The organism is Kitasatospora sp. NPDC034023 (genome assembly GCF_055575795.1).
Genome location: NZ_JBVIRY010000024.1, coordinates 131,407 through 151,132, shown reverse-complemented (window position 1 = coordinate 151,132; position 19,726 = coordinate 131,407). Strand labels below are relative to the sequence as shown.

The following is a 19,726-nucleotide window of genomic DNA, read 5'->3' as shown; positions in this document are numbered from 1 at the left end:
TCAACGGGGCTCTTGCCAGCGCACTCTCCGCCGGACGGAGCCTTGGCGATGCAGCCGTCCGCGGACAGCTGGTCGAGTTCGAGGCCGATCATCTGGTCGTAGCAGGCGAGTGCAAGCACGCGCAGGGTCTCCATCACGCCGGCGGCGATCCACTCGTCGCGGCGGCGACGCAGCGTGGTGGCAGAGCACATGCGGTCCGCCACCCGCTCGTATCCGCAGCCGAAGACCAGGACCTGCACCAGGCGGTCGAAGACGACCTCGTCGCTGATGCGCGGATTGTGGCAGCCCAGCGGATGGCGGTCCTCACGAGCGGGGAGCAGCGCGAGGAACTGGTCACGGATCGGGTCGAGAATGCATGATGGGACGGCAGGCACGGATCCCCCGGTGATCATGAAGCGTAGAGAACTCCATGATCGGGCGAACCGTGCCTGCCCTGCTACTACCGATTAGCTCGGCACCTACTGGCGGACGCCCTTAGCACGAACTCTGCTTTTCGCGCGGGGACTTGGCGTGGAAACCCTTCTGATGGGCGAATCCGGGGCGGGTTGGCGGTGCGGGGACGGCGGGGCGAGAAGCCTGGTGCGGGGCGGCGTTCCGCCGGGCGCGGGACTGGTGTGCGAGATGTCGGGCATGTCCGGCAAGTTGCCACAAGTCGGTTGAGGGACAGTATTTTTGAGTTTCGGTCAGGATTGTCCTGAACTTGGCTATGCTGCAGCACCACGCCTCCGGAGCCGGTCGCCGTCCGTCCCCGTACTGTTCCGATCGTTTGAGGATGCTGAATGCTTCGAGCTGGATCGTCACCCGCCAGACGGCGCCGCGCGCCCCTGCTCGGCTGGCTGCTGCCGACGGCTGTGATGGCCGCGGCCGTGGCGGTCGCCGCGGCGCTGGTGGGCGCCGGGGCCCGGGCCGGGGTGCTGTGGTGCGGGGCGACGGGCACCGTGCTGGTGGCCGTGGTGGCCGCCGAGTCGGCCCGCCGGGGGCGGGCGTTGAGCGAACTGCGGGACCGTAGCGTCCGGCAGGCGGAGGACTTCCAGCGCCGACTGGCCGGGCAGGAGGACGAACTCGCGCGGCTGGCCGAGGTCGAGCTGCGCCGGGTGGTCGCCGGGGCCCGGTACGGGTACTCGATGGACGTCCTGCTGAACCCGATCGGGCAGGACCTGGTGGCCGTGTCGCCGAGGTTCCGCAAGTCCCTGGTGTCCGTCGCGCACGGCATCGCCGTCGCCGTCGACGACGAGGTCAGCCGGCGCGACTCCGCCGAGCGCGCCTTCGTCAACATCGCCCGCCGGGTCCAGGCGATCATCCACCGGCAGGCCAAGGACCTGCGGGAGATGGAGGACCGGCACGGCAACGACCCGGCGGTCTTCGACGACCTACTGCGCCTGGACCACGGCAACGCGCTGACCGGCCGCCTCGCCGACAGTATCGCCGTCCTCTCCGGCGCTCGCCCCGGCCGCCAGTGGACCCGGCCGATCGCCCTCTACAGCGTGCTGCGCGGCGGCATGTCCCGGATCCTGGAGTACCAGCGGGTGGACCTGCACCCGGTGGCCCAGATCTCGGTCACCGGCCCGGCCGTCGAACCGCTGATCCACGCCGTCGCCGAGCTGCTCGACAACGCGACCCGCTACTCCCCGCCGCACACCCACGTGCACCTGAGCGCCTCCGAGGTGCAGAGCGGGATGGCGATCGAGATCGAGGACGGCGGTCTCGGCCTCACCGACGAGGCCACGGCCCGCGCCGAACGCGCGATGCGCGAGGCTATGGTCTCCAAGGACTTCGACGACCTCACCGAGTCCCCGCGGCTGGGCTTCGCCATCGTCGGCCGGCTCTGCCAGGCGTACGGCTTCCAGGTGTCGCTGCGCCGCTCCGCGTACGGCGGTGTGCGCGCGGTGCTGGTCGTACCGCAGGAACTGCTCACCACCGCTCCCCCGACCGGGCGGGCGCACGGCATCGGCGCCTTCTCCGGCCCCCGTCCGCTCCCGCCGAACCCGCCCCGGCACGCGGCCCCGGCGCGGCCCTGGGGCGCCCGGACCACCTCGGCCGGCGTCGGCCCGTCCTACGGCTCGACCAGCCCGTGGGGCTCGCCCTCCGTCTCGGCGGCGGCCGGGGACGACGAGGTGATCGTGACCGAGCGGACGGCCACCGGCCTGCCGCAGCGCCGGCGCCACCGGCCGACCGGCCGCGCCGCCTTCGCCACCCCCGCGCGCGGCACCGCCCAGCCGTCCGCGCCGCTCGCCGGTCCGACGGCCGGGCCTGCGGCGGGCCCGGCGGCGCAGGCTCCCCGCCCCGCCACGGAGCCGAAGCAGCCCGGCCTGTGGCTGGAGGCGTTCATGGACGGCATCAAGGGCACCGGGCCCGGACCGTCCGCCGGTCCGGTCGGCCGGGTCGGCCGGCCCGGTGCCGCGCAGACCGGCCCCGGACACACCACTGAAGAGACGGCAGGGAAAGGCGAGCAGTGATTCCGCACCGCAGCAACATGGACTGGATCCTCAACGACCTCGCACACAGCGTCCCGTGCGTGCGCCACGTCATCGTGCTGTCCGCGGACGGTCTGCGGATCGCCCAGTACGGCACCGATCCGGACACCGCCGACCGCCTCGCCGCCGCCTGCGCCGGGCTGCAGAGCCTGGCCGGCGCGGTCGGGCACGAGTTCCCGCACGGCGACGGCTCGATGCGGCTGGTGGTGATCGAGGTGGACGGCGGCTACTTCTACCTGATGGCGGCCGGTGACCGCGCCTACCTCGCGGTGCTCGCCGACGAGGGCGTGGACGCCGGGCTGGTGAGCCACCAGATGCGTGACCTGGTGGCCCGGATCGGCGAGCACCTGTCCACGCCGCCGCGCAACCCCGAGGTGGTCGCGTGAACCGGCCCCCGGACCCGCGCGGCGGCGGGACGGCCACATGAACGGGCACGCGCATGAACGGCCACGCGCATGAACGAGCACAGTGAGGCGGTTGCATGACGGCAGACCAGGGCGGCTGGGACGGCCCCGAGCCCGACCGCCTGTACGTGATCACCCGCGGCCGCAGCGGTCCGTCCGGGCCGGGCGTCTTCGACCTGGTCACCCTGATCGTCTCCCGCGCGGAGCCGACCCCCGCCCTGCAGCCCGAGCACGCGGCCATCCTGCGGCTGTGCCGCTCCCCGCTCTCGGTGGCGGAGGTCTCCGCCTACCTGGGGCTACCCACGAGCGTGGTCACCGTCCTGCTGGCGGACCTGCTCGACGACGAACTGATCGAGGCCCGCGCCGCCGTGCCGGCGGCGGAACTTCCCGACCGGGCCCTGTTGGAGGCGGTGATCCATGGACTTCAGCGGCTCTGACACGGCGGTGGGGCCGGCCGGCGCGGACCTGCTGCCGGACACCGTCACCACGGCGGTCAAGGTGGTGATCGTGGGCGGCTTCGGCGTCGGCAAGACGACGCTGGTCGGCTCCGTCAGCGAGATCCGCCCGCTGACCACCGAGGAGACCATGACCCAGGCCGGGGTCGGCGTGGACGACCCGACCGGGGTCGAGCTCAAGACCTCCACCACCGTGGCCATGGACTTCGGCCGGATCAGCCTCAGCGAGCGGCTCGTGCTGTACGTCTTCGGCACCCCCGGGCAGGAGCGGTTCTGGTTCCTCTGGAACGGCCTGTTCGAGGGCGCCCTCGGCGCGGTGGTGCTGGTCGACACCCGCCGGCTGGAGGTCAGCTTCGAGGTGATCGGGCGGCTGGAGGAGCGCGGTGTGCCCTTCGTGGTCGCCGTCAACGGCTTCGCCGAGGCGCCGAGCGTCCCGCTCGCGGACCTGCGCGGTGCGCTCGACCTGCCGTCCGACGTGCCGATCGTCAGCTGTGACGCGCGCAGCCGCGAATCCAGCCGGGACACCCTGATGACGCTGATGCACTACCTGTACGAGCTGGCCGCGCCGACCACCCGAACCCTGTGACCGGAGACCCTGTGAGCACCCCATTCCCCGACGCCGCACCCACCCCGCCGCCCGGCTGCCCGGCGCACGGCAGCACCACCGGCCCGATCGGCCCCGGCGGCCTGCGGCGCCTGTACGGGCCGGAGGCCGAGGCCGACCCGGCCGGCCTCTACGAGAAGCTGCGCGCCGAGTACGGCGAGGTGGCCCCGGTCCTGCTGCACGGCGACCACCGGGCCTGGCTGATCCTCGGCCACGGCGCCAACATCACCGCGATGCGCACCCCCTCGCTGTTCTCGCGCGACTCGCGCCTGTGGACGGCGTTCCGCACCGGCGAGCTCCCGATGGACTCCCCGCTGCTGCCGGTGGTCGCCTGGCAGCCGATCTGCGTGTTCGCGGACGGCGACGAGCACCGCCGGCTGCGCGGCGCCGTGCTGGACGGCCTGAACCGCTTCGACCGGCGCGGCATCCGCCGCCACGTGCGGCGGTTCACCACCGACCTGGTCCAGGTGGTCGGGCCGACCGGCCGGGCCGAGCTGATCACCCAGTTCGCCGAGCACCTGCCGATGCTGGTGATGACCAAGCTGCTCGGCATGCCCGACGAGTACGGGCCACAACTGGTCGACGCCGCCCGGGACTTGATGAAGGGCACCGAGACGGCCATCGCCAGCAACGAGTACGTGGTGGCGGGCCTGCGCCGGACCATCGCCCTCAAGCGTGAGGAGCCCGGCGACGACCTGACCAGCCGTCTGCTGGCACACCCGGCCGGTCTGACCGAGGACGAGGTGATGGAGCACCTGCGGGTGGTGCTGCTCGCCGCCAACGAGACCACCGTCAACCTGATCGCCGACTCGCTGAAGATGGTGCTCACCGACCCGCGCTTCCGCGCCCACCTGTCCGGCGGCCAGATGACCCTGGGCGAGGCGCTGGACCAGGTGCTGTGGGACTCCCCGCCGATGTCCCTGGTGGCCGGCCGCTGGGCGACCGCCGACACCGAACTCGGCGGGCAGCAGATCAAGGCCGGGGACCTGCTGCTGCTCGGACTCGCGGCCGGGAACGTCGACCCGGTGGTCCGCCCCGACCTGGCCGCCCCGCTGTACGGCAACCGCTCGCACCTGTCCTTCGGCGCGGGGCCGCACGAATGCCCGGGCCAGGACATCGGGCGGCACGTCGCCGAGGCCGGCATCGACATCCTGCTCACCCTGCTGCCGGACGTCCGACTCGCCGTACCGGAGGAGGAGTTGACCTGGAGCTCGGCCTGGATCTCCCGGCACCTGACGGCGCTGCCCGTGGAGTTCACCCCGCGCGACATCGACCCGGACCCGGTGTCGGTCGCGGAGGCGGAGCGGGCGGCGGCGGTCGCGGCGCAGGCGGCGCAGGCGACGCAGGCAGCGCAGGCGGCCGAAGCGGAGCAGGCGGCCCGGGCCGTCCCGGTGGCGGGAACCGCCGGGACGGGCGCGCAGGCCGGAACCGGCGGGACGGGCCGGAGCGTGGCCCCGACCGTCCCGGCGCAGCGGCGGCGCAGCTGGTGGCAGGTGCTGACCGGCGCCTTCCGCCGCTGAACCGGCACTGACACCTGGGCGGCCCGGCGCCGGAACCACGACGGTTCGGCGCCGGGCCGCCCAGGTGTCAGCCACGCGGGTGTCAGCCCTCGCGCCCGTCGGTCCGGCGGCGGTAGAGGGTGAAGGTGTCCACCGGGGTGAGGTCGCCGTGCGGTCCGTCGAAGGTGTAGTAGGTGACCTTCATGGTGGTGGTACCGCCGCGCCGGTCGCCGGGGTCGACCTCGAAGGCCGCGAAGCCGTGGGCGTGTTCGCGGTCCTGGACAGCGGCCCACGGCGCGTCCTCGGTGAGCCAGACCGACTCCCGGTACGGCGCACCGGGCTTCGGGTCCTCCAGCCCGATGACCACCCGGCCCTTGGGCGTCGGGAAGAGGTCGTCCTGTGTGGTGGCGGCGTTGCCGCCGGCGCCGATGATCATGTGGACGGTTCCGCGCCCGGTGTCGATCATGTCGGTGCGGGTCTCGGTCGGCACCGGAGTGCGGGTGTCGTTGGGCAGGGTGCCGCGGACGGGGTGGGAGCGCTCGTAGTAGTGCTCGTGGCCGCACAGCACCAGATCGACCCCGTAGGCGTCGAACAGCTTGCCCCAGGTCTCGCGGATGCCGAGGTCGCTGCCGGCGCCGTGCATGGAGCTGGAGATCATCGGGTGGTGCATGCACACCACGATCCAGTCGATCGCCCGGCTGCTCCGGGCGGTGCGCAACTCGCGTTCCAGCCAGCGCTGTTGGGCGCCGCCGGAGTAGCCGCGCAGGTAGATGTCGCCGGAGTTCTGGATGGCCACGTCGTCGTTGGCGAGGCTGATGAAGCGCACCGAGCCGACGGTGAAGGCGTACCACATGCCCCGGGTCTCCTCGTCGGAGGAGGCCGTGGAGTCGGGGAGGGAGAAGTAGGCCTGGTAGCCGAGGGCGCCGATCGGGCCGTTGCCGCCCTCGTTCTCGTGGTTGCCGACGCAGGGCATCCAGGGGCGCAGCCGGGTGGAGCGGCTGTTGCTGATGAACCAGTCGGCCCAGGTCGCGGTGCGGCTCTGGCCGTGGCGCCCGGCGTAGGAGGAGTAGCAGAGGTCTCCGTTGACGAGGTTGAAGAGCGGGCCGACGCGTTCGACGGCCGAGACGATGTCGGCGGAGGCCGAGGTGCCGACCTGGCTGCTCATGAAGACCGGGTACTTGCCGAGCGGCGAGGGCATACCGGCGGGGAACGTGACCAGGCGGCGAAGGTTGGGCGCGGCCTGGTCGCCGAAGCTGGTGAAGGTGAAGGGGGCGCGGCCGCGCGGGGCGGTGGTGAAGGTGCCCGTCTCGGGGTTGGCGCCGTCGTGGCCGGCGCTGTAGAGGTAGGTGGTGCCCGGGCGCAGGCCGGTGAGGCGTGCGTGGTGGACGTACACCTCGATCTTGTCGATCGAGTCCCGGTAGGTGCGGGTCTCGGCCTGGACGACCCGGCCGAGGCCGCCGTCCGTCGTGCCGTACCGCACTTGCGGGCGGCGGACGGACTGCGGGGTGAGCCAGGAGACGGTCATCTCCGTGCCGGCGTCGGTGCCGAACTGTAGGTGCAAACCGGTCACGCCGGCCGTTCCGGCGCGGTGCGGGGTGGTCTGCAGGAGTGGGCTGGTGGGGGCGTCGTCGGCCGGTTGGGCGGCCGCGGGTTGCGCGGCCGCCGTCGAGCCTGCTGCCACCAGGGCGGCTCCGGCCGCCGAGGTGCTTTTGAGGATGGACCTGCGTGCAATGGTCATGGGTTCTCCGCCTGTCGAGTGGGGGTTCGACGGGCAGTCACTTTAATGACACGTACACGTAAAGACGATGGTTTTGGCGCACTCCGGGTTCGACGGACGTCGAATTGACGAAATATCGGCGGTGGCGGACCCTACGGAGGCGACTACGCCTCGCGGGTCGGTTACGCCTCGCGGGCCGGTTACGCCTTGCGGCCCACTCCGCCGTACACCGGGACCTCCTCGTCGGCCAGTGCCGGGGACGGCGCTTCGCCCAGCTCCGGGTGCCAACGGTTGATCAGCACCACGCCCGGGTCGTCCAGTTCGAGGCCGGCGAAGAAGCGCTCGACGCCCTCGCGCGAGCGCATGTGGACCTCGATCCCGGCCTCCGCGTAGCGCCGGGCGCCGATCTCCGCCCGATCGGGCGAGGTGTCGCCGGTGCCGGCGGTCAGCGCGAGGAAGCTGCCCGCCGGCAGGGCGTCCAGGAGCTTGCGGACGGGCGGGTGCGCGGCCTCGTCGGAGAGGAAGTGCACGATGTTGATCAGCGTCAGCGCGACCGGCTCGTTCAGGTCCAGGGTGGCGGCGACCGCCGGGTCGGCGAGGAACTGCTCCGGCTCGCGCAGGTCGCCCTGGACGTAGGCGGTACGGCCCTCGGGGGTGCTGGTGAGCAGCGCGCGCGAATGAGCCAGCACGATCGGGTCGTTGTCCACGTAGACCACGCGCGACGACGGGTCGACCGACTGGACGATCTCGTGCAGGTTGGGCGCGGTGGGGATACCGGTGCCGACGTCGAGGAACTGGCGGACGCCGTGCAGTTCGGCGAGCCGGCGGACCATCCGGTGCATGACCGCGCGGGCGGCGGTCGCCCCCTCGCGCGCGCCGGGCAGGTCGGCCATGACGCGGTCGCCGACCTCGCGGTCCGCCGGGAAGTTCGTCTTGCCGCCGAGCAGGTAGTCGTAGACCCGGGCGGAGTGCGCCCGGTCGGTGCGCAGGTCGGCCTGCGGCGGCTCCTCGAACCCGGCCTCGGTCAGCCAGCTTTCGGATGCGTCGGCGCCGAACGCGTCGGTGCCGAATGTGCTGCTCCCCGCGGCACTGCTGTCCGATGCGCTGTTGTCCGGTGTGTTGACGTCCACGCTCGCTCTCCCCGTTCGGCGTAAGTCCGGACCACTCAACCACAGTCGATGATCGTCCGTCAGGCGGTTCCCGGTGAACGCCCGGCCACGGTCTCGGCATCCCGGACGGCGGCCGCGAAGCTTGGCACCTTCATCGCCGTCAGCAGCGCGAGGGCCGGGCCCATCGTGCAGAGGGTGACGTACCCGGGGATCACGCCGAGCCAGTGCCGGTCGCTGAGCCACTCGGCGAGCAGCGGGAAGGTGCCGCCGAACGCGGCGATGGTGGCCGCGTTGACCACGCCGAGGCCGACCGCCCGCACCTCGGTCGGGAACAGCAGCCCGGTGAAGACGTTGAGCGTGCCGAGCACCGTCGCCACCAGCATACCCAGCAGCACGGCGACGACCTGGAACGGCAGCCAGCCCTGGCGCAGCCCGGCCAGCAGCACCCCGACCAGTGGCACGGGCAGGGCGAACCCGATCCGGGCGACCGGCAGCAGGCCGAAGCGGTCGGCGGCGGCGCCGGTGAGCAGCATGGTGACCAGCACGACGCCGAGCACCACGGTCATGAACGAGGCGGCCGACTCCTTGTCGATCACGTGGTAGGCGGCGGCGTACTGCGGCAGGTAGACCAGGGCGAAGTAGTAACCGACCGTCCCGCCGAGGGTGTTGAGGAAGACGGTGAACGCCGCCCACCGGTGCTCGCGGAGCATCCGCAGGAACGGCGGGCGGGCGCCGTCCGCCACGCTCTCCCGGGCCCGGTGGAACTCCGCGCTCTCCGGTGCCGAGCGTCGTACCCAGACGGCGGCCAGCCCGAGCAGTGCGGCGACCACGAAGCCCCAGCGCCAACCGCCGTTCTCCAGGCCGGACTTGCCGATGGTGTGGATCAGCAGCGTGAGCACCCCGAAGGAGAGCAGCGAGCCGAGGATGATCCCGCCGTACGACACCGAGCTGAACGCGAACCGGTGCCGCGGCGGGGCCGTCTCGGTCACGTACGCGGCCACACTCGGCGCCTCCCCACCGAAGGCGAGTCCCTGCACCAGCCGCGCGAGGACCGCCAGCACCGCCGCCCAGACCCCGATCGAGCGCTGGCCCGGCACGGCCGCGATGCCCAGACTGGCGACGGCGATCACCGCCATGCCGAGGCTCAGCGCGAAGCGCCGCCCCCGGGTGTCGCTGAGCCGGCCGATCAGGTACGACCCGACCGGGCGGGCCACGAAGCCCACCGCGAAGGTCACGTACGCCCCCAGTACCCCGCCGACCCCGTGTTTGCCGTGCCCGAAGAGGTCTGCCGCGAAGTAGGGCGCGAGGACGGCGTAGATGTTCCAGTCGAAGGACTCGACCACCGAGCCCACCGTCGCTGCGGCCAACTCCCGCCGCCGTCCACCGACTTCCGACCTCTTACGGAGTGGGGTGAGCGCACCGCTGTCTGTCATGGCCCCAGCATGGCACCGTTCGGGACCCTGTGGAATCGGGCGCCCCCGGGTCCGGCGCGAGGCCGCCGGGCCACGTCCGGTACGCCTACGGAATATCGAGGTGACTGATGTGATGACCGGGTGATATTTGTGTGCGGTGCATTCCATGATCCCCCGAACCTCGCGGCGCATCCTGCCCGCCACCGTCGCGGCCGTCGCCACCGCCGCCCTGCTGGCCGGCTGCACCAGTGGCAGCAGCGGCAAGACCGCGCCCACCACGGCCGCCGCCGACGCCGCAACGCCGAGCGTCACCCCGACCCCCACGCCGACGGCCAAGCCGACCGGCGCCGCAGACCCGGCGCTCCAGGCGTTCTACGGTCAGCAACTCGCCTGGGCGCCCTGCCCGAAGGACCCGCAGAGCGAGGGGGACAGCTCCGCCCTCCAGTGCGCCTCCCTCAAGGTCCCGCTCGACTACAGCGCCCCGGCCACCGGTACCCTGGACGTCGCGGTGGTCCGCAACCCCGCCACCAAGCCCGACCAGCGGATCGGCTCGCTGCTGCTCAACCCGGGCGGCCCGGGCGGCTCCGGCGTCCAGATGGTCACGTACAACTCCAAGGGCTTCGACGGCCCGCTGCACGAGCGCTACGACATCGTCGGCTTCGACCCGCGCGGCGTGGCCGGCACCAGCCCGCTCAAGTGCCTCGACGACCAGGCCCGGGACGGCTGGCTCAACACCGACGAGCCCGGCGCCGACCACGGCAAGCAGCTCGCCGACGCCTGCCAGGCCAAGTACGCCCAGCTGCTCCCCTTCGTCGGCACCCGCAACACCGCCCGGGACATGGACGTGCTGCGCGGCGCCCTCGGCGACCAGAAGCTCAGCTACCTCGGGATGTCCTACGGCACCTACCTCGGCTCGCTCTACGCCGAGGAGTTCCCGGACCGGGTCGGCCGGCTCGTCCTGGACGGCGCCACCTCGCCCTCCTTCTCCCTGGTCCAGCACAACATCGAGCAGGAGGCCGGCTTCGAGCGCGCCCTGAAGGCCTTCGCCGCCGACTGCGTCACCAAGGACCCGTGCCCGCTCGGCACCGACGCCGGCCGGGCCCCGCAGAAGCTCGCCGACTTCCTCGACGGGCTCAAGGACAAGCCGCTGAAGACCGCGAAGGGCCGCACCCTGACCTCCAGCGCGGCGTGGACCGGCGTGATCAGCCGCCTCTACGGCGGCGAGAAGGCCTGGAGCGGGCTGCGCAACACCCTCGGCTGGGCGATGGTACGCGGCAAGGGCGACGACCTGCTCGCCCTGGCCGACGGCTACAACGGCCGTGACAAGGACGGCCGTTACACCCCCTCCGTGGACGCCTACACTGCCATCCACTGCGCCGACGGCGCCACCGACGCCCCGGCCGGCGACCAGCTGCAGGCCTCGCTCACCGACCTCGCCGCCAAGGCCCCGCTGGTCAGCAAGCACGACCCACTCGCGGCGCTCTTCGACCCGGACTGCCGGATCTGGCCGTTCCGCGCCACCGAGAAGCCGCACGTCATCACATCGACGGCCACCACGCCCATCGTGGTCGTCGGCACCACCGGCGACCCGGCCACCCCGTACGCGTGGTCCGAGAAGCTCACCGCCGAGCTCGGCAACGCCGTCCTGCTCACCCGCGAAGGCGAGGGCCACACCGCGTACGGCGCGAGCAAGTGCATCCGCGCCTCGGTCGACGCCTTCCTGGTGGACGGCACCGTGCCGACGGCGGGCACCCACTGCCCCACGGACTGACCCCCGCCCGAACGACAGCGGTCCCGTGTGCCCGGCCGACCGGCCGGGCGCCCGGGACCGTTGTGCGTCCGCCGCCGGTCAGTGCCCGGGGTGGTGGACGAACCGGTAGGTGTCGCGGTCGAGTTCGGTGACCTGGACGCCGAGGGCGGCGGGCTCGGCTATCCGGGAGCGGAGGGCGCCGAGGACCCGGTTGGTCAGCTCGGCGCGCTGTTCGGCGGTGCGGCCGACCAGGATCTTGACCTCGACCAGGACCACGGCCTCGCCGGTCGTGCCGTCGCCGACCCGGTGGTGCGCGGCGGGACGGAAGACGGTCTTGCACTGCGACACGGTCGTATCGATGACCTCGGTGATCGCCTGGTGGACCTCGTCGGCCAAGGCCGCGCGGTCGAAGTCGAGTTCGGCCGAGTGATCGACCAGGATCTGCGGCACGGGAACCTCCCGGAGTCGGACAGTACGGCGCCGACGCTACCGCGCGGCGGTGGGTGGTCGGCGGACGGGGCCCCGGACGGCGAGACGGGCGGTACAGCGGGCAGCGCAGGCGAGACGAACGGCGCAGTGGACGGCGCAGTGGACGGTGAAGCGGGCGGTGAAGCAGACGGGCCCCGGCGCGGGGTGGCGCCGGGGCCCTGCGGTGGAGCGGTGGCCGGGTCAGCAGCCGAAGTCGACCTTGCGGAAGGTCGCGTAGTGGTCGGCGGTGTAGTAGTCCTCGTGGTACTGCTTGCCGGTGATGATCCAACTCTTCACCTCGGGTCAACTCGGTGTACCCGAAGGTGACGTGACCTGGCCGGTTACCGCAGGCGGCCGGCCGCCTGCGGGCCCATCCGGGGCCCGCAGGCGTCACGCCGTCAGCCGCGCGGCAGGACCAGGGACTGCGTCGCCGGCAGCTTGCGCCAGTCGCTCGACACGATGCTCGCGTGCGCCTTGGCCAACTGCTCGACGCGGGCCCGCGCCTGGTCGGCCGTCGGGTCGGTGCCGCTGATCTCCGGCGCGACCTTGTGGGCGTCGGTCATCACCAGCAGGTAGTGCGCGTTGTCGTACCACGCGGTGTCGATGCCGTTGACGTAGGTGGCCGCATCGCCGTCGAAGACCACGAACCACGGCCGGATCGAGGCGTCCGCGCCGGTGTACTGACCACGCGGGTCGCCGGCCGCGGCGCCCAGCACGGCCGGGAACACCTGGGCCTGGCCGAGCCGGCCCGCCGCCGCCAGGTCGCGCAGGTGCCGCCCGTACTCGACGTCGGTGTGCAGGGTGTCGAAGGGGTTGCCCAGCTCGACCGTGCCCGGGATCGCGTACAGCAGCACCTTCCCGGCCAGCGCCGAGCGGCTCGGCCAGTTGCCCGCCCGCACCGCCTCGTCGAGGCTCGCGTACGAGCCGCCGCCCGGCTTGGCCAGCAGGTCGGCGGGGCGCAGCACGGCGGAGCCGAGGTGCTGGGCGATCAGGGCGTCCAGCTGGTCGGGGCCCATCCCGAGGTTGGCGGAGAAGCCCGGCTTGAGTTCCAGCTTGATGACCAGCGGCCCGGCCGCCGGGTGCGCGGCGAGCCAGACCCGGACGTCGTCCAGGCAGTTCTCCAGGTTCTTGTTGGTGCCGCCGCTGTAGAGCTGGGCGGGGGTGGTCGCGGCGGTGCAGTTGTTGCCGTTGCCGAGCGGGTTGGAGTGGCTGACCTTCCACTCCTTGGTGACGATGTTCGGCCAGAGGTCCAGCTCGATCATCCCGGTGCCGGTGTCCAGGCCCTGAGCCAGGTACGGGAAGGCGGCCGGGTCGTAGGTGTTGTGCAGGCCGACGGTGGTGGCCGAGCCGAACGGCAGGTCGCCCGTCCCGCTCGGGGCGGCGCCCGCCGGGACGGTCGTGATCAGCGCGGCCGCGCCGGCGAGCAGGCCGGCCGCCAGGAATCCGGACAGAGTACGGCGTACGGTCATGGGAACCCCCCGAGGTTCGGAACGTGCCGGCTGCCCTCCTCCGGGCAGCCTGACGAAGCATCGCCCACCTGGGCGTGCTCCGCGTGAAGAAGGCCCGACAATAGCGTGACGGGCGCACTGCTTCTCCGCCGGTCCCCTCCCCCTCCTCCACATCCGCCACTCGCGGCCCATCGCCCACACCTCCGCCCCGCCACCGCCCCCGCCACGCCACGCCACGCCACGCCAGAGACGGTGACGGAGCCTCAGGGTGTCGGACCCGCGGGTTAGCGTGGGCTCGCGAACAGGGTGCGGCCCGCCCGCACCGAGGCGCCGAGCGGCGGAGGAAGCCGATGTCCCTGGTCCGGGTCCACAATTTCTCGATCTCCCTCGACGGCTACGGCACGGGCGAGGGGCAGAGCCTCGACGCGCCGTTCGGCCACGCCGCCCACCGGCTGCACGGCTGGTTCTTCAACACCCGGACGTTCCGGCGGATGCACGGCGAAGAGGGCGGCGACACCGGCGTGGACGAGGCGATGGCCCGCGCCTGGGGCGACGACATCGGCGCGGAGATCATGGGCCGCAACAAGTTCGGCCCGCAGCGCGGCCCCTGGCAGGACGAGGAGTGGAAGGGCTGGTGGGGCTCCAACCCGCCGTTCCACACCCCCGTCTTCGTGCTCACCCACCACCCGCGCCCGACGCTCGAGATGGAGGGCGGGACGACCTTCCACTTCATCGACGCGACGCCCGAGGAGGCGCTGCGCCAGGCCCGCGAAGCGGCCGGCGGCAAGGACGTGCGAATCGGCGGCGGCCCGAGCACGGTCCGCGCCTTCCTGGAGGCCGACCTCATCGACCACCTGCACGTGGTCGTGGTGCCGATCGTCCTCGGCCGGGGCGAGTCGCTCTGGGCGGGGCTGGAGGGCCTGGAGCAGCGGTTCCGCACCGAGGCGGTGACGGGCCCGAGCGGCGTCACGCACCTCACCTTCACCCGGCCGTAGCGAGCCCGCACACGTGACGGCGGCCTCCCCGCGGGTGCGAGGGAGGCCGCCGTCGGTGTTTCGGTCGATCAGACCGCGATCAGACCCGGTCCGCCGCGATCAGCACGTACTGGAACGAGCCGTCCTTGTAGGACTCGATGAACGCCTCCTCGATGCCGGTGACCAGCGAGGTGGTGTTCCGCAGCTCCCAGTAGGGCAGGGTGTCCGGGGTCAGATCGATGACGGCCTGGGGCACCAGACGGTTGTCGGCCATCGTCCGCAGGTACTCGCGGCGGGAGTGGATGTTGCACTCGAAGTGGGCGTTGATCTGTGAGACCCACTTCGACGGCTGGCCGTACCGCGGGTTCCAGCAGCCGGTGATGGTCACGTACCGGCCGCCGACGCTGAGCACCCGGGAGTGCTCGGCGAACAGGTCGTGCAGGTCGACGTACATGCTGGACTCGTTGTTCCAGGAGCCCGCGACCGAACCGGTCTCGATGGGCATGTCCAGCATGTTGGCGACCCGGGAGCGGACGAACGAGCCGATGCCGAGCTCAGCGGCGCGCTTGTTGCCGAAGTCGGCCTGCTGGGTGGAGAGGGTCAGGCCCTCGACCCGGCAGCCGAAGCGCTGGTGGGCCATCACCATCGAGCCGCCGCGGCCGCAGCCGGCGTCGACCAGGGTGCCGTCGGCCGGGATGGCGCCGAGGTTGTCGAGCAGCACGTCGGCCTGGGCGGACTCCAGGCGGTGCAGCTCGGCGATCACCTTCTTCTCGCGCTCGCTGTCGGCCGGGTCGCCGATCGCGGCCTGGTCGATCTCGCCGATGCCGTAGTGGTGGTGGTAGAGGCCGTCGACGTCGCCCAGACGAAGGTTGACCGGGCGAGCCTCGTGGTCCCAGTAGCGTGCGATGTCGCCCTGGTACGGAGTCGCCGGGCCGGGGATGGCCTTGCCGGAGGTGGTGCGGTCGTCGGTCAGGGACATGGGTCAACTCCAAGGTTCTTAAGAATGGTTACCGAGCACGGGTGTCGTCGCCGAGCTCGGGTGTCAGCGCCGGGGGCGAGTGGTCACCAGAAGCCGGGCAGGGTGTAGCGGTGGGTGTTGGTCTGGTGCCAGTAGTGGTTGCCGTCGAGCCACGCGGCCACACCGCGCAGGAAGCGCACCAGAGTCGGCACCGGACAGGCGACGGCCAGAGCGGCCGACTCGGCCTCGAAGGCGCGCATCAGGTCGTTGTGGACCTCGACGGCCTTCAGGTAGCCCTCCTTGCGCGAGACGCCCTCGCGTTCCGAGATCACCACAGGCAGGTTCAGGTGCAGGCCGGGGCCGGCCAGCTCCTTGGTGTACGAGTACAGGTCGTTGACAATCGTGGTGGCGTTGCCCGCGAGCGCGATCACCCGCTGCATGGCGGGCAACGCGTGCAGCTCGACGGGAAGCTCGTAACCGCCGACGGTGTCGGTGATCGTCGGGCAGGGGCGGAAGTTGTTGAACTGGCGCATGGCCAGGTACTCCCACACCTCCGGCACGTGGTCCGTCTCCGCCCAGGCCGCCTCGGCCAGGTACCCCAGGTGCAGCCGTGCCATGTCGTGCCGGAAGCGGTCCGACTGGGAGGGCGTGGAGGCACGGACGAAGTAGTCCATCGCCGAGCGGTACGAGCGCCGGGGGGCGTCCTCGGACAGGGAGGCCTCCCAGGCCGGGTGGTACTCCGGCGTGGTGTGCAGCGGGTCGATCGCGGTGTGCGCGAGCAGCAGGCGGCTACCCAGGCCGACCGGCGATCCGCCGAGGTCCTCGCAGTAGTAGTCGTCCACCGCGTTCTCGGCCACCATCAGGCGGGCCGCGAGCATCAGGTGGTCGATGCTGGGTGCGTCGGGGTGGCAGGCCACCATGTAGCGCCCGGTGGAGAACCCGTCGAAGTCCTTCTCCCACTCCGGCGGGTAGAGCTCGATCTCGTCGATCGCCCAGGCCTTGATCTTCAGGCTGAGCGCCTCCACCCGGACCGGGTCGGGCTCGGCGATCGGGTGGTGGTAGAGACCGGGGATGGGGTCGCCGGTCCTGGGCTTGCCACCGCTCGGAGCCTCGGCAGCCGGAGCCACCCCGAGCGCGGCCGATCCGAGCGCCGCCACGCCGGGCAGGGCGGGGACGGACAAGGCGGGGAGGGACAGGGCGGGAAGGGACAAGGCAGGGACAGGCGGCACCTGGACGTCGGGCACCACGACTTCGGACACCACGGCCTCGGACACCGGGGTCTCCGCAGCCGAGACCTCGGGGGCCGACACCTCGGGGATCGCGACCTGCGGGGCTGCGACCTCGGGGGCCGACACCTCGGGGATCGCGACCTGCGGGGCTGCGACCTCGGGGGCCGGGACCTCAGGCGTCACGGCCTCAGGCGTCGCGGCCTCAGGCGCCGGGACCTGCGGCCTCAACTGCAGCCCGGCGGTGCCCAGTCCGGTGGGCCCGCGCAGGATCCGCTCGATCGCCGGGGAGCTCATGAGCCCACCGCCGGGGCGGCGGCGGGCCCGGGTGGTGAGTCCGCTCGGACACACAGGGGCATGAAGCCTCCTCTGAGAAGGATCGCGCGATATGACGGGTCGTCATCTCGCCCGCCGCGAAGGGAACTCCTGGCGACGGACCCCGTCTTCGCTCGATTCCCAACCGTAGGCGCGAAGGCCCGTTCCGGAACGCAACGGACGATCTTCTACACCCGATAGGGTGAACGTTCATGCTGGCGGCGTTTGGTTGCGCCCCTGTCATGCATCTGCCCGCTCAGCACACAGGGCGCCCCGCCCCGCATCGACCCCCTCGACGCCCCCGCCCCCCGCGTCAACCCGGCGCACCCCACCCGTGTCCCGTTCCGGCCGTCGGCGTTGTGCCCTTCGCGGCGGGGTTTGTTCGAATGCAGATGGCCGACCTCGCTCCGGAGAACCCGCTGGAACGCGGGCCGGCCGACCTCTGGGCCGGCGGGATCCTCTGGTCGGCCCAACTCCTCGAACACGCCCTGGGCCCGGAGCTTCCCCCGTGCCGCCGACATCGTCGACGACCTGTCGGTCTTCCTTCGCGTGGCCGGGCACGGCCGGGCGCGTAAGGGGGAGAAGAATGGCCACGGCTCCGTGGAGGATCGGAGCCAGGAAGGAAGACCAGCGCATGGAGAGCCAGGCCCGCAGCCGCACCGCACTCATCGAGGGGCTCATGGAGCGCTATCCCGACGTGCCCCGGGAGGCGGTGATCAAGGAGGACCTGCTGCGGGGCGGCATGGCCTTCGACGAGTCCGCGCTCAGCGGCAGTGCCGGCACCGACGGGGGCGGCGAGGTCAAGCCGAAGTCGTACTTCATCTTCTCCTTCGACCACCGCACCCTGCCCGAGCTGGGCGCCGCCGCGCTCAACCGGCCGCCGGAGGAGATCGTGCTGACCGGCGGGCCGTACGGGCTGCGCCGCACGGTGGTGTCGGTGCGGGTCAACCCGGACTCGCCGTACCGGGTCGGCGCCGGGGAGGACGGCACGCTCGGCCTCTACCTGGACGGTGCGCGGATCGCCGACGTCGGTCTGCCCCCGATGCCCGACTACTACCGGCACACGCTGGCCAACGGGAAGTCGGTGATGGAGGTCGCCCCGACCATCCAGTGGGGTTACCTGATCTACCTCACGGTGTTCCGGGTCTGCCAGTACTTCGGCGCCAAGGAGGAGTGCCAGTACTGCGACATCAACCACAACTGGCGCCAGCACAAGGCCGCCGGCCGCCCGTACACCGGGGTCAAGCCGGTCGAGGAGGTGCTGGAGGCGCTGGCACTGATCGACGAGCACGACACCGCCCGCGCCTCCCAGGCGTACACCCTCACCGGCGGCGCGATCACCTCGCACGTCGGCGGCCGGGACGAGGCCGACTTCTACGGGCAGTACGCCAAGGCCATCGAGGAACGCTTCCCCGGCCGCTGGATCGGCAAGGTGGTGGCCCAGGCGCTGCCGCGCGAGGACGTCCAGCGCTTCCACGACTACGGCGTGCGGATCTACCACCCCAACTTCGAGGTGTGGGACCGGCGGCTCTTCGAGCTGTACTGCCCGGGCAAGGAGCGCTACGTCGGGCGCGACGAGTGGCACCGCCGGATCCTCGACTCCACCGAGGTGTTCGGGCCGGAGAACGTGATCCCCAACTTCGTCGCGGGCGTGGAGATGGCCGAGCCCTTCGGCTTCACCACGGTGGACGAGGCGATCACCTCCACCGAGGAGGGCCTGCGCTTCTTCACGTCCCACGGCGTGGTCCCGCGCTTCACCACCTGGTGCCCCGAGCCCACCACCCCGCTCGGCAAGGCCAACCCGCAGGGCGCACCGCTGGAGTACCACATCCGGCTGCTGCAGACCTACCGCGCGACCCTGGAGGAGTTCGGGCTCTCCTCGCCGCCCGGCTACGGCCCGGCCGGCCCGGGCCGGGCGGTCTTCTCCGTCAGCTCCTTCATGGACTCGCTGCCCGCGTAAGCCCGCCCTCCTGAGCGCACACCGCTACGGCGCCGCCCCCTCGGAGGGCGGCGCCGTCGGAGGCGCTTCGGGGCATCACGGCCGCATCGGGTTGACCGGCGCGATCGTCGGGCCGGTCAACTCCCGTTCTGCGGGCGGACGGTGAGGATCTGCTCGGCGCGGCCCACCGGCCCGTGCTCGTCGTGCAGGACGGTGCTGGTGACACCGTGACCGGCCGGGCCGAAGCTGACGCTGGTGTCCAGGCCGGTCCAGGGGCCCTCGGGGCGGCGGTGGAGGTGGATCGTCAGGTCGGTGTTGGGGAACATCCACTCGGTGGGGTCCTGCCGGGCGGCAATGCCGTTGGCGGTGTCCACCAGCGCGATGAAGGAGGCGTGCGGGCTGCTGGGCTCCCCGGCGACCAATCCGGCCCGGCTGGAGATCCAGGCGGCGGCGCGGCCGGGGGCCGTCTCGCGGCGGCGGACGTCGATCGAGGAGATGTAGCCGCCGCCCCACAGCCCGCTCATCGTCCAGGGCTCGAACTCCTCGGGCGCGGGCAGCCGCTGGTCGTGGGTCCCGGCGATGGCGGCGGTGTCGAGTTCGGCGAGGAACCACGCGCGGGCCCGGACGACGGCGCGCTCCCCGATCACCACGGTGGCCTCGACCAGTTCGATGGTGCGCCCGGGCCGGACGGTCTCCACGGTGACCTCGAACTCCTCGAGGGCGATCAGGCCGAGTATGTCGAAGCTGATCCGGGTCAGCGCCAGGCCGTTGCCGGGGCGGCCGGCACGGTACTGGTCGATCGCGTGGACGATCAGGCCGCCGAGCGGGCTGAAGTGCTGCTCGTCGGGGTGCCAGGCGCCCTGGGCCTGGAGGGTGGGCTTGTAGCGGTTCTCGCCGGTGCGCTGGTAGTAGCTGTCGGGCGCGGTGGTGGGGGTGGTCACGTGCGCTTCTCCTCGGGCCGATCGCTGGTCACC

At 72.1% G+C, this 19,726-nt stretch carries 16 protein-coding genes and 1 pseudogene; 8 read left to right on the top strand and 9 right to left on the bottom strand.

Annotation, left to right across the window (positions count from 1 at the left end; translation table 11 throughout):
* Nucleotides 1–374 (bottom strand): annotated as a pseudogene (locus ACZ52R_RS28675) (IS5/IS1182 family transposase); the annotation flags it as partial.
* 405 nt (nucleotides 375–779) lie between these two features.
* Between ACZ52R_RS28675 and ACZ52R_RS28670 the strand changes: the two are divergent.
* From ACZ52R_RS28670 to ACZ52R_RS28650, 5 genes are all read left to right on the top strand, one after another.
* Nucleotides 780–2,456, top strand: a complete 1,677-nt coding sequence (locus tag ACZ52R_RS28670) for an ATP-binding protein (protein WP_360501815.1) — start codon at nucleotides 780–782, stop codon at nucleotides 2,454–2,456.
* A 17-nt stretch (nucleotides 2,457–2,473) separates the two neighbouring features.
* Nucleotides 2,474–2,860, top strand: coding sequence for a roadblock/LC7 domain-containing protein (locus tag ACZ52R_RS28665; protein WP_199807809.1), 387 nt, complete (start codon nucleotides 2,474–2,476; stop codon nucleotides 2,858–2,860).
* 95 nt (nucleotides 2,861–2,955) lie between these two features.
* Complete coding sequence (locus ACZ52R_RS28660; RefSeq protein ID WP_360501812.1) at nucleotides 2,956–3,315, top strand: DUF742 domain-containing protein; 360 nt, start codon at nucleotides 2,956–2,958, stop codon at nucleotides 3,313–3,315.
* Nucleotides 3,296–3,919, top strand: a complete 624-nt coding sequence (locus tag ACZ52R_RS28655; RefSeq protein WP_465614853.1) for a GTP-binding protein — start codon at nucleotides 3,296–3,298, stop codon at nucleotides 3,917–3,919. The genes ACZ52R_RS28660 and ACZ52R_RS28655 overlap by 20 nt, the downstream gene beginning before the upstream one ends.
* A gap of 11 nt (nucleotides 3,920–3,930) precedes the next feature.
* Complete coding sequence (locus ACZ52R_RS28650; protein ID WP_465754414.1) at nucleotides 3,931–5,457, top strand: cytochrome P450; 1,527 nt, start codon at nucleotides 3,931–3,933, stop codon at nucleotides 5,455–5,457.
* An 82-nt stretch (nucleotides 5,458–5,539) separates the two neighbouring features.
* Here ACZ52R_RS28650 and ACZ52R_RS28645 read toward each other — a convergent pair whose 3' ends face one another.
* The 3 genes from ACZ52R_RS28645 to ACZ52R_RS28635 form a co-directional block, all read right to left on the bottom strand.
* The gene (locus ACZ52R_RS28645; protein ID WP_465614851.1) at nucleotides 5,540–7,174 is read right to left on the bottom strand and encodes a purple acid phosphatase family protein; all 1,635 of its coding nucleotides are present in this window, start codon (nucleotides 7,172–7,174) and stop codon (nucleotides 5,540–5,542) included.
* A 179-nt stretch (nucleotides 7,175–7,353) separates the two neighbouring features.
* Complete coding sequence (locus tag ACZ52R_RS28640; RefSeq protein WP_465615271.1) at nucleotides 7,354–8,181, bottom strand: SAM-dependent methyltransferase; 828 nt, start codon at nucleotides 8,179–8,181, stop codon at nucleotides 7,354–7,356.
* Nucleotides 8,182–8,342: 161 nt separating this feature from the next.
* A complete protein-coding gene (locus ACZ52R_RS28635) occupies nucleotides 8,343–9,695 on the bottom strand; it encodes an MFS transporter (RefSeq protein WP_465614850.1) in 1,353 nt (450 codons plus the stop codon).
* A gap of 145 nt (nucleotides 9,696–9,840) precedes the next feature.
* On the opposite strand from ACZ52R_RS28635, the gene ACZ52R_RS28630 reads away from it, so the two are divergent.
* Entirely contained in the window at nucleotides 9,841–11,445 is a 1,605-nt protein-coding gene (locus tag ACZ52R_RS28630; RefSeq protein ID WP_465754413.1) for an alpha/beta hydrolase, read from the top strand.
* Nucleotides 11,446–11,523: 78 nt separating this feature from the next.
* Here ACZ52R_RS28630 and ACZ52R_RS28625 read toward each other — a convergent pair whose 3' ends face one another.
* Together ACZ52R_RS28625 and ACZ52R_RS28620 are read right to left on the bottom strand one after the other, a co-directional pair.
* Nucleotides 11,524–11,874: a 5-carboxymethyl-2-hydroxymuconate Delta-isomerase gene (locus ACZ52R_RS28625; RefSeq protein WP_465754412.1), complete on the bottom strand. Its 351-nt coding sequence runs from the start codon at nucleotides 11,872–11,874 to the stop codon at nucleotides 11,524–11,526.
* 416 nt (nucleotides 11,875–12,290) lie between these two features.
* Nucleotides 12,291–13,361 (bottom strand): phosphatidylinositol-specific phospholipase C domain-containing protein, encoded by a 1,071-nt coding sequence (locus tag ACZ52R_RS28620; protein ID WP_465754411.1) that lies wholly within the window; start codon nucleotides 13,359–13,361, stop codon nucleotides 12,291–12,293.
* Nucleotides 13,362–13,690: 329 nt separating this feature from the next.
* Between ACZ52R_RS28620 and ACZ52R_RS28615 the strand changes: the two genes are divergently transcribed.
* Nucleotides 13,691–14,335, top strand: coding sequence for a dihydrofolate reductase family protein (locus ACZ52R_RS28615; protein ID WP_360501787.1), 645 nt, complete (start codon nucleotides 13,691–13,693; stop codon nucleotides 14,333–14,335).
* 79 nt (nucleotides 14,336–14,414) lie between these two features.
* Here the strand turns inward: ACZ52R_RS28615 and ACZ52R_RS28610 are convergent, their stop codons facing one another.
* Nucleotides 14,415–15,293 (bottom strand): geranyl diphosphate 2-C-methyltransferase, encoded by an 879-nt coding sequence (locus ACZ52R_RS28610; protein ID WP_465754410.1) that lies wholly within the window; start codon nucleotides 15,291–15,293, stop codon nucleotides 14,415–14,417.
* Nucleotides 15,294–15,376: 83 nt separating this feature from the next.
* Nucleotides 15,377–16,795, bottom strand: coding sequence for a family 2 encapsulin nanocompartment cargo protein terpene cyclase (locus ACZ52R_RS28605; RefSeq protein ID WP_465754409.1), 1,419 nt, complete (start codon nucleotides 16,793–16,795; stop codon nucleotides 15,377–15,379).
* Between the two features lie 652 nt (nucleotides 16,796–17,447).
* On the opposite strand from ACZ52R_RS28605, the gene ACZ52R_RS28600 reads away from it, so the two are divergent.
* Nucleotides 17,448–18,773 (top strand): radical SAM protein, encoded by a 1,326-nt coding sequence (locus ACZ52R_RS28600; RefSeq protein WP_465754408.1) that lies wholly within the window; start codon nucleotides 17,448–17,450, stop codon nucleotides 18,771–18,773.
* 116 nt (nucleotides 18,774–18,889) lie between these two features.
* Here ACZ52R_RS28600 and ACZ52R_RS28595 read toward each other — a convergent pair whose 3' ends face one another.
* Entirely contained in the window at nucleotides 18,890–19,693 is an 804-nt protein-coding gene (locus ACZ52R_RS28595; RefSeq protein WP_465614843.1) for a thioesterase family protein, read from the bottom strand.
* Nucleotides 19,694–19,726: the final 33 nt, after the last annotated feature.

Coding starts and splice junctions, on each gene's coding strand:
- ACZ52R_RS28665 (WP_199807809.1), top strand. CDS start 2,474: ATGGACTGGATCCTCAACGACCTCGCACACAGCGTCCCGTGCGTGCGC.
- ACZ52R_RS28660 (WP_360501812.1), top strand. CDS start 2,956: ATGACGGCAGACCAGGGCGGCTGGGACGGCCCCGAGCCCGACCGCCTG.
- ACZ52R_RS28645 (WP_465614851.1), bottom strand. CDS start 7,174: ATGACCATTGCACGCAGGTCCATCCTCAAAAGCACCTCGGCGGCCGGA.
- ACZ52R_RS28630 (WP_465754413.1), top strand. CDS start 9,841: ATGATCCCCCGAACCTCGCGGCGCATCCTGCCCGCCACCGTCGCGGCC.
- ACZ52R_RS28635 (WP_465614850.1), bottom strand. CDS start 9,695: ATGACAGACAGCGGTGCGCTCACCCCACTCCGTAAGAGGTCGGAAGTC.
- ACZ52R_RS28670 (WP_360501815.1), top strand. CDS start 780: ATGCTTCGAGCTGGATCGTCACCCGCCAGACGGCGCCGCGCGCCCCTG.
- ACZ52R_RS28615 (WP_360501787.1), top strand. CDS start 13,691: ATGTCCCTGGTCCGGGTCCACAATTTCTCGATCTCCCTCGACGGCTAC.
- ACZ52R_RS28620 (WP_465754411.1), bottom strand. CDS start 13,361: ATGACCGTACGCCGTACTCTGTCCGGATTCCTGGCGGCCGGCCTGCTC.
- ACZ52R_RS28600 (WP_465754408.1), top strand. CDS start 17,448: ATGGAGAGCCAGGCCCGCAGCCGCACCGCACTCATCGAGGGGCTCATG.
- ACZ52R_RS28655 (WP_465614853.1), top strand. CDS start 3,296: ATGGACTTCAGCGGCTCTGACACGGCGGTGGGGCCGGCCGGCGCGGAC.
- ACZ52R_RS28610 (WP_465754410.1), bottom strand. CDS start 15,293: ATGTCCCTGACCGACGACCGCACCACCTCCGGCAAGGCCATCCCCGGC.
- ACZ52R_RS28605 (WP_465754409.1), bottom strand. CDS start 16,795: ATGAGCTCCCCGGCGATCGAGCGGATCCTGCGCGGGCCCACCGGACTG.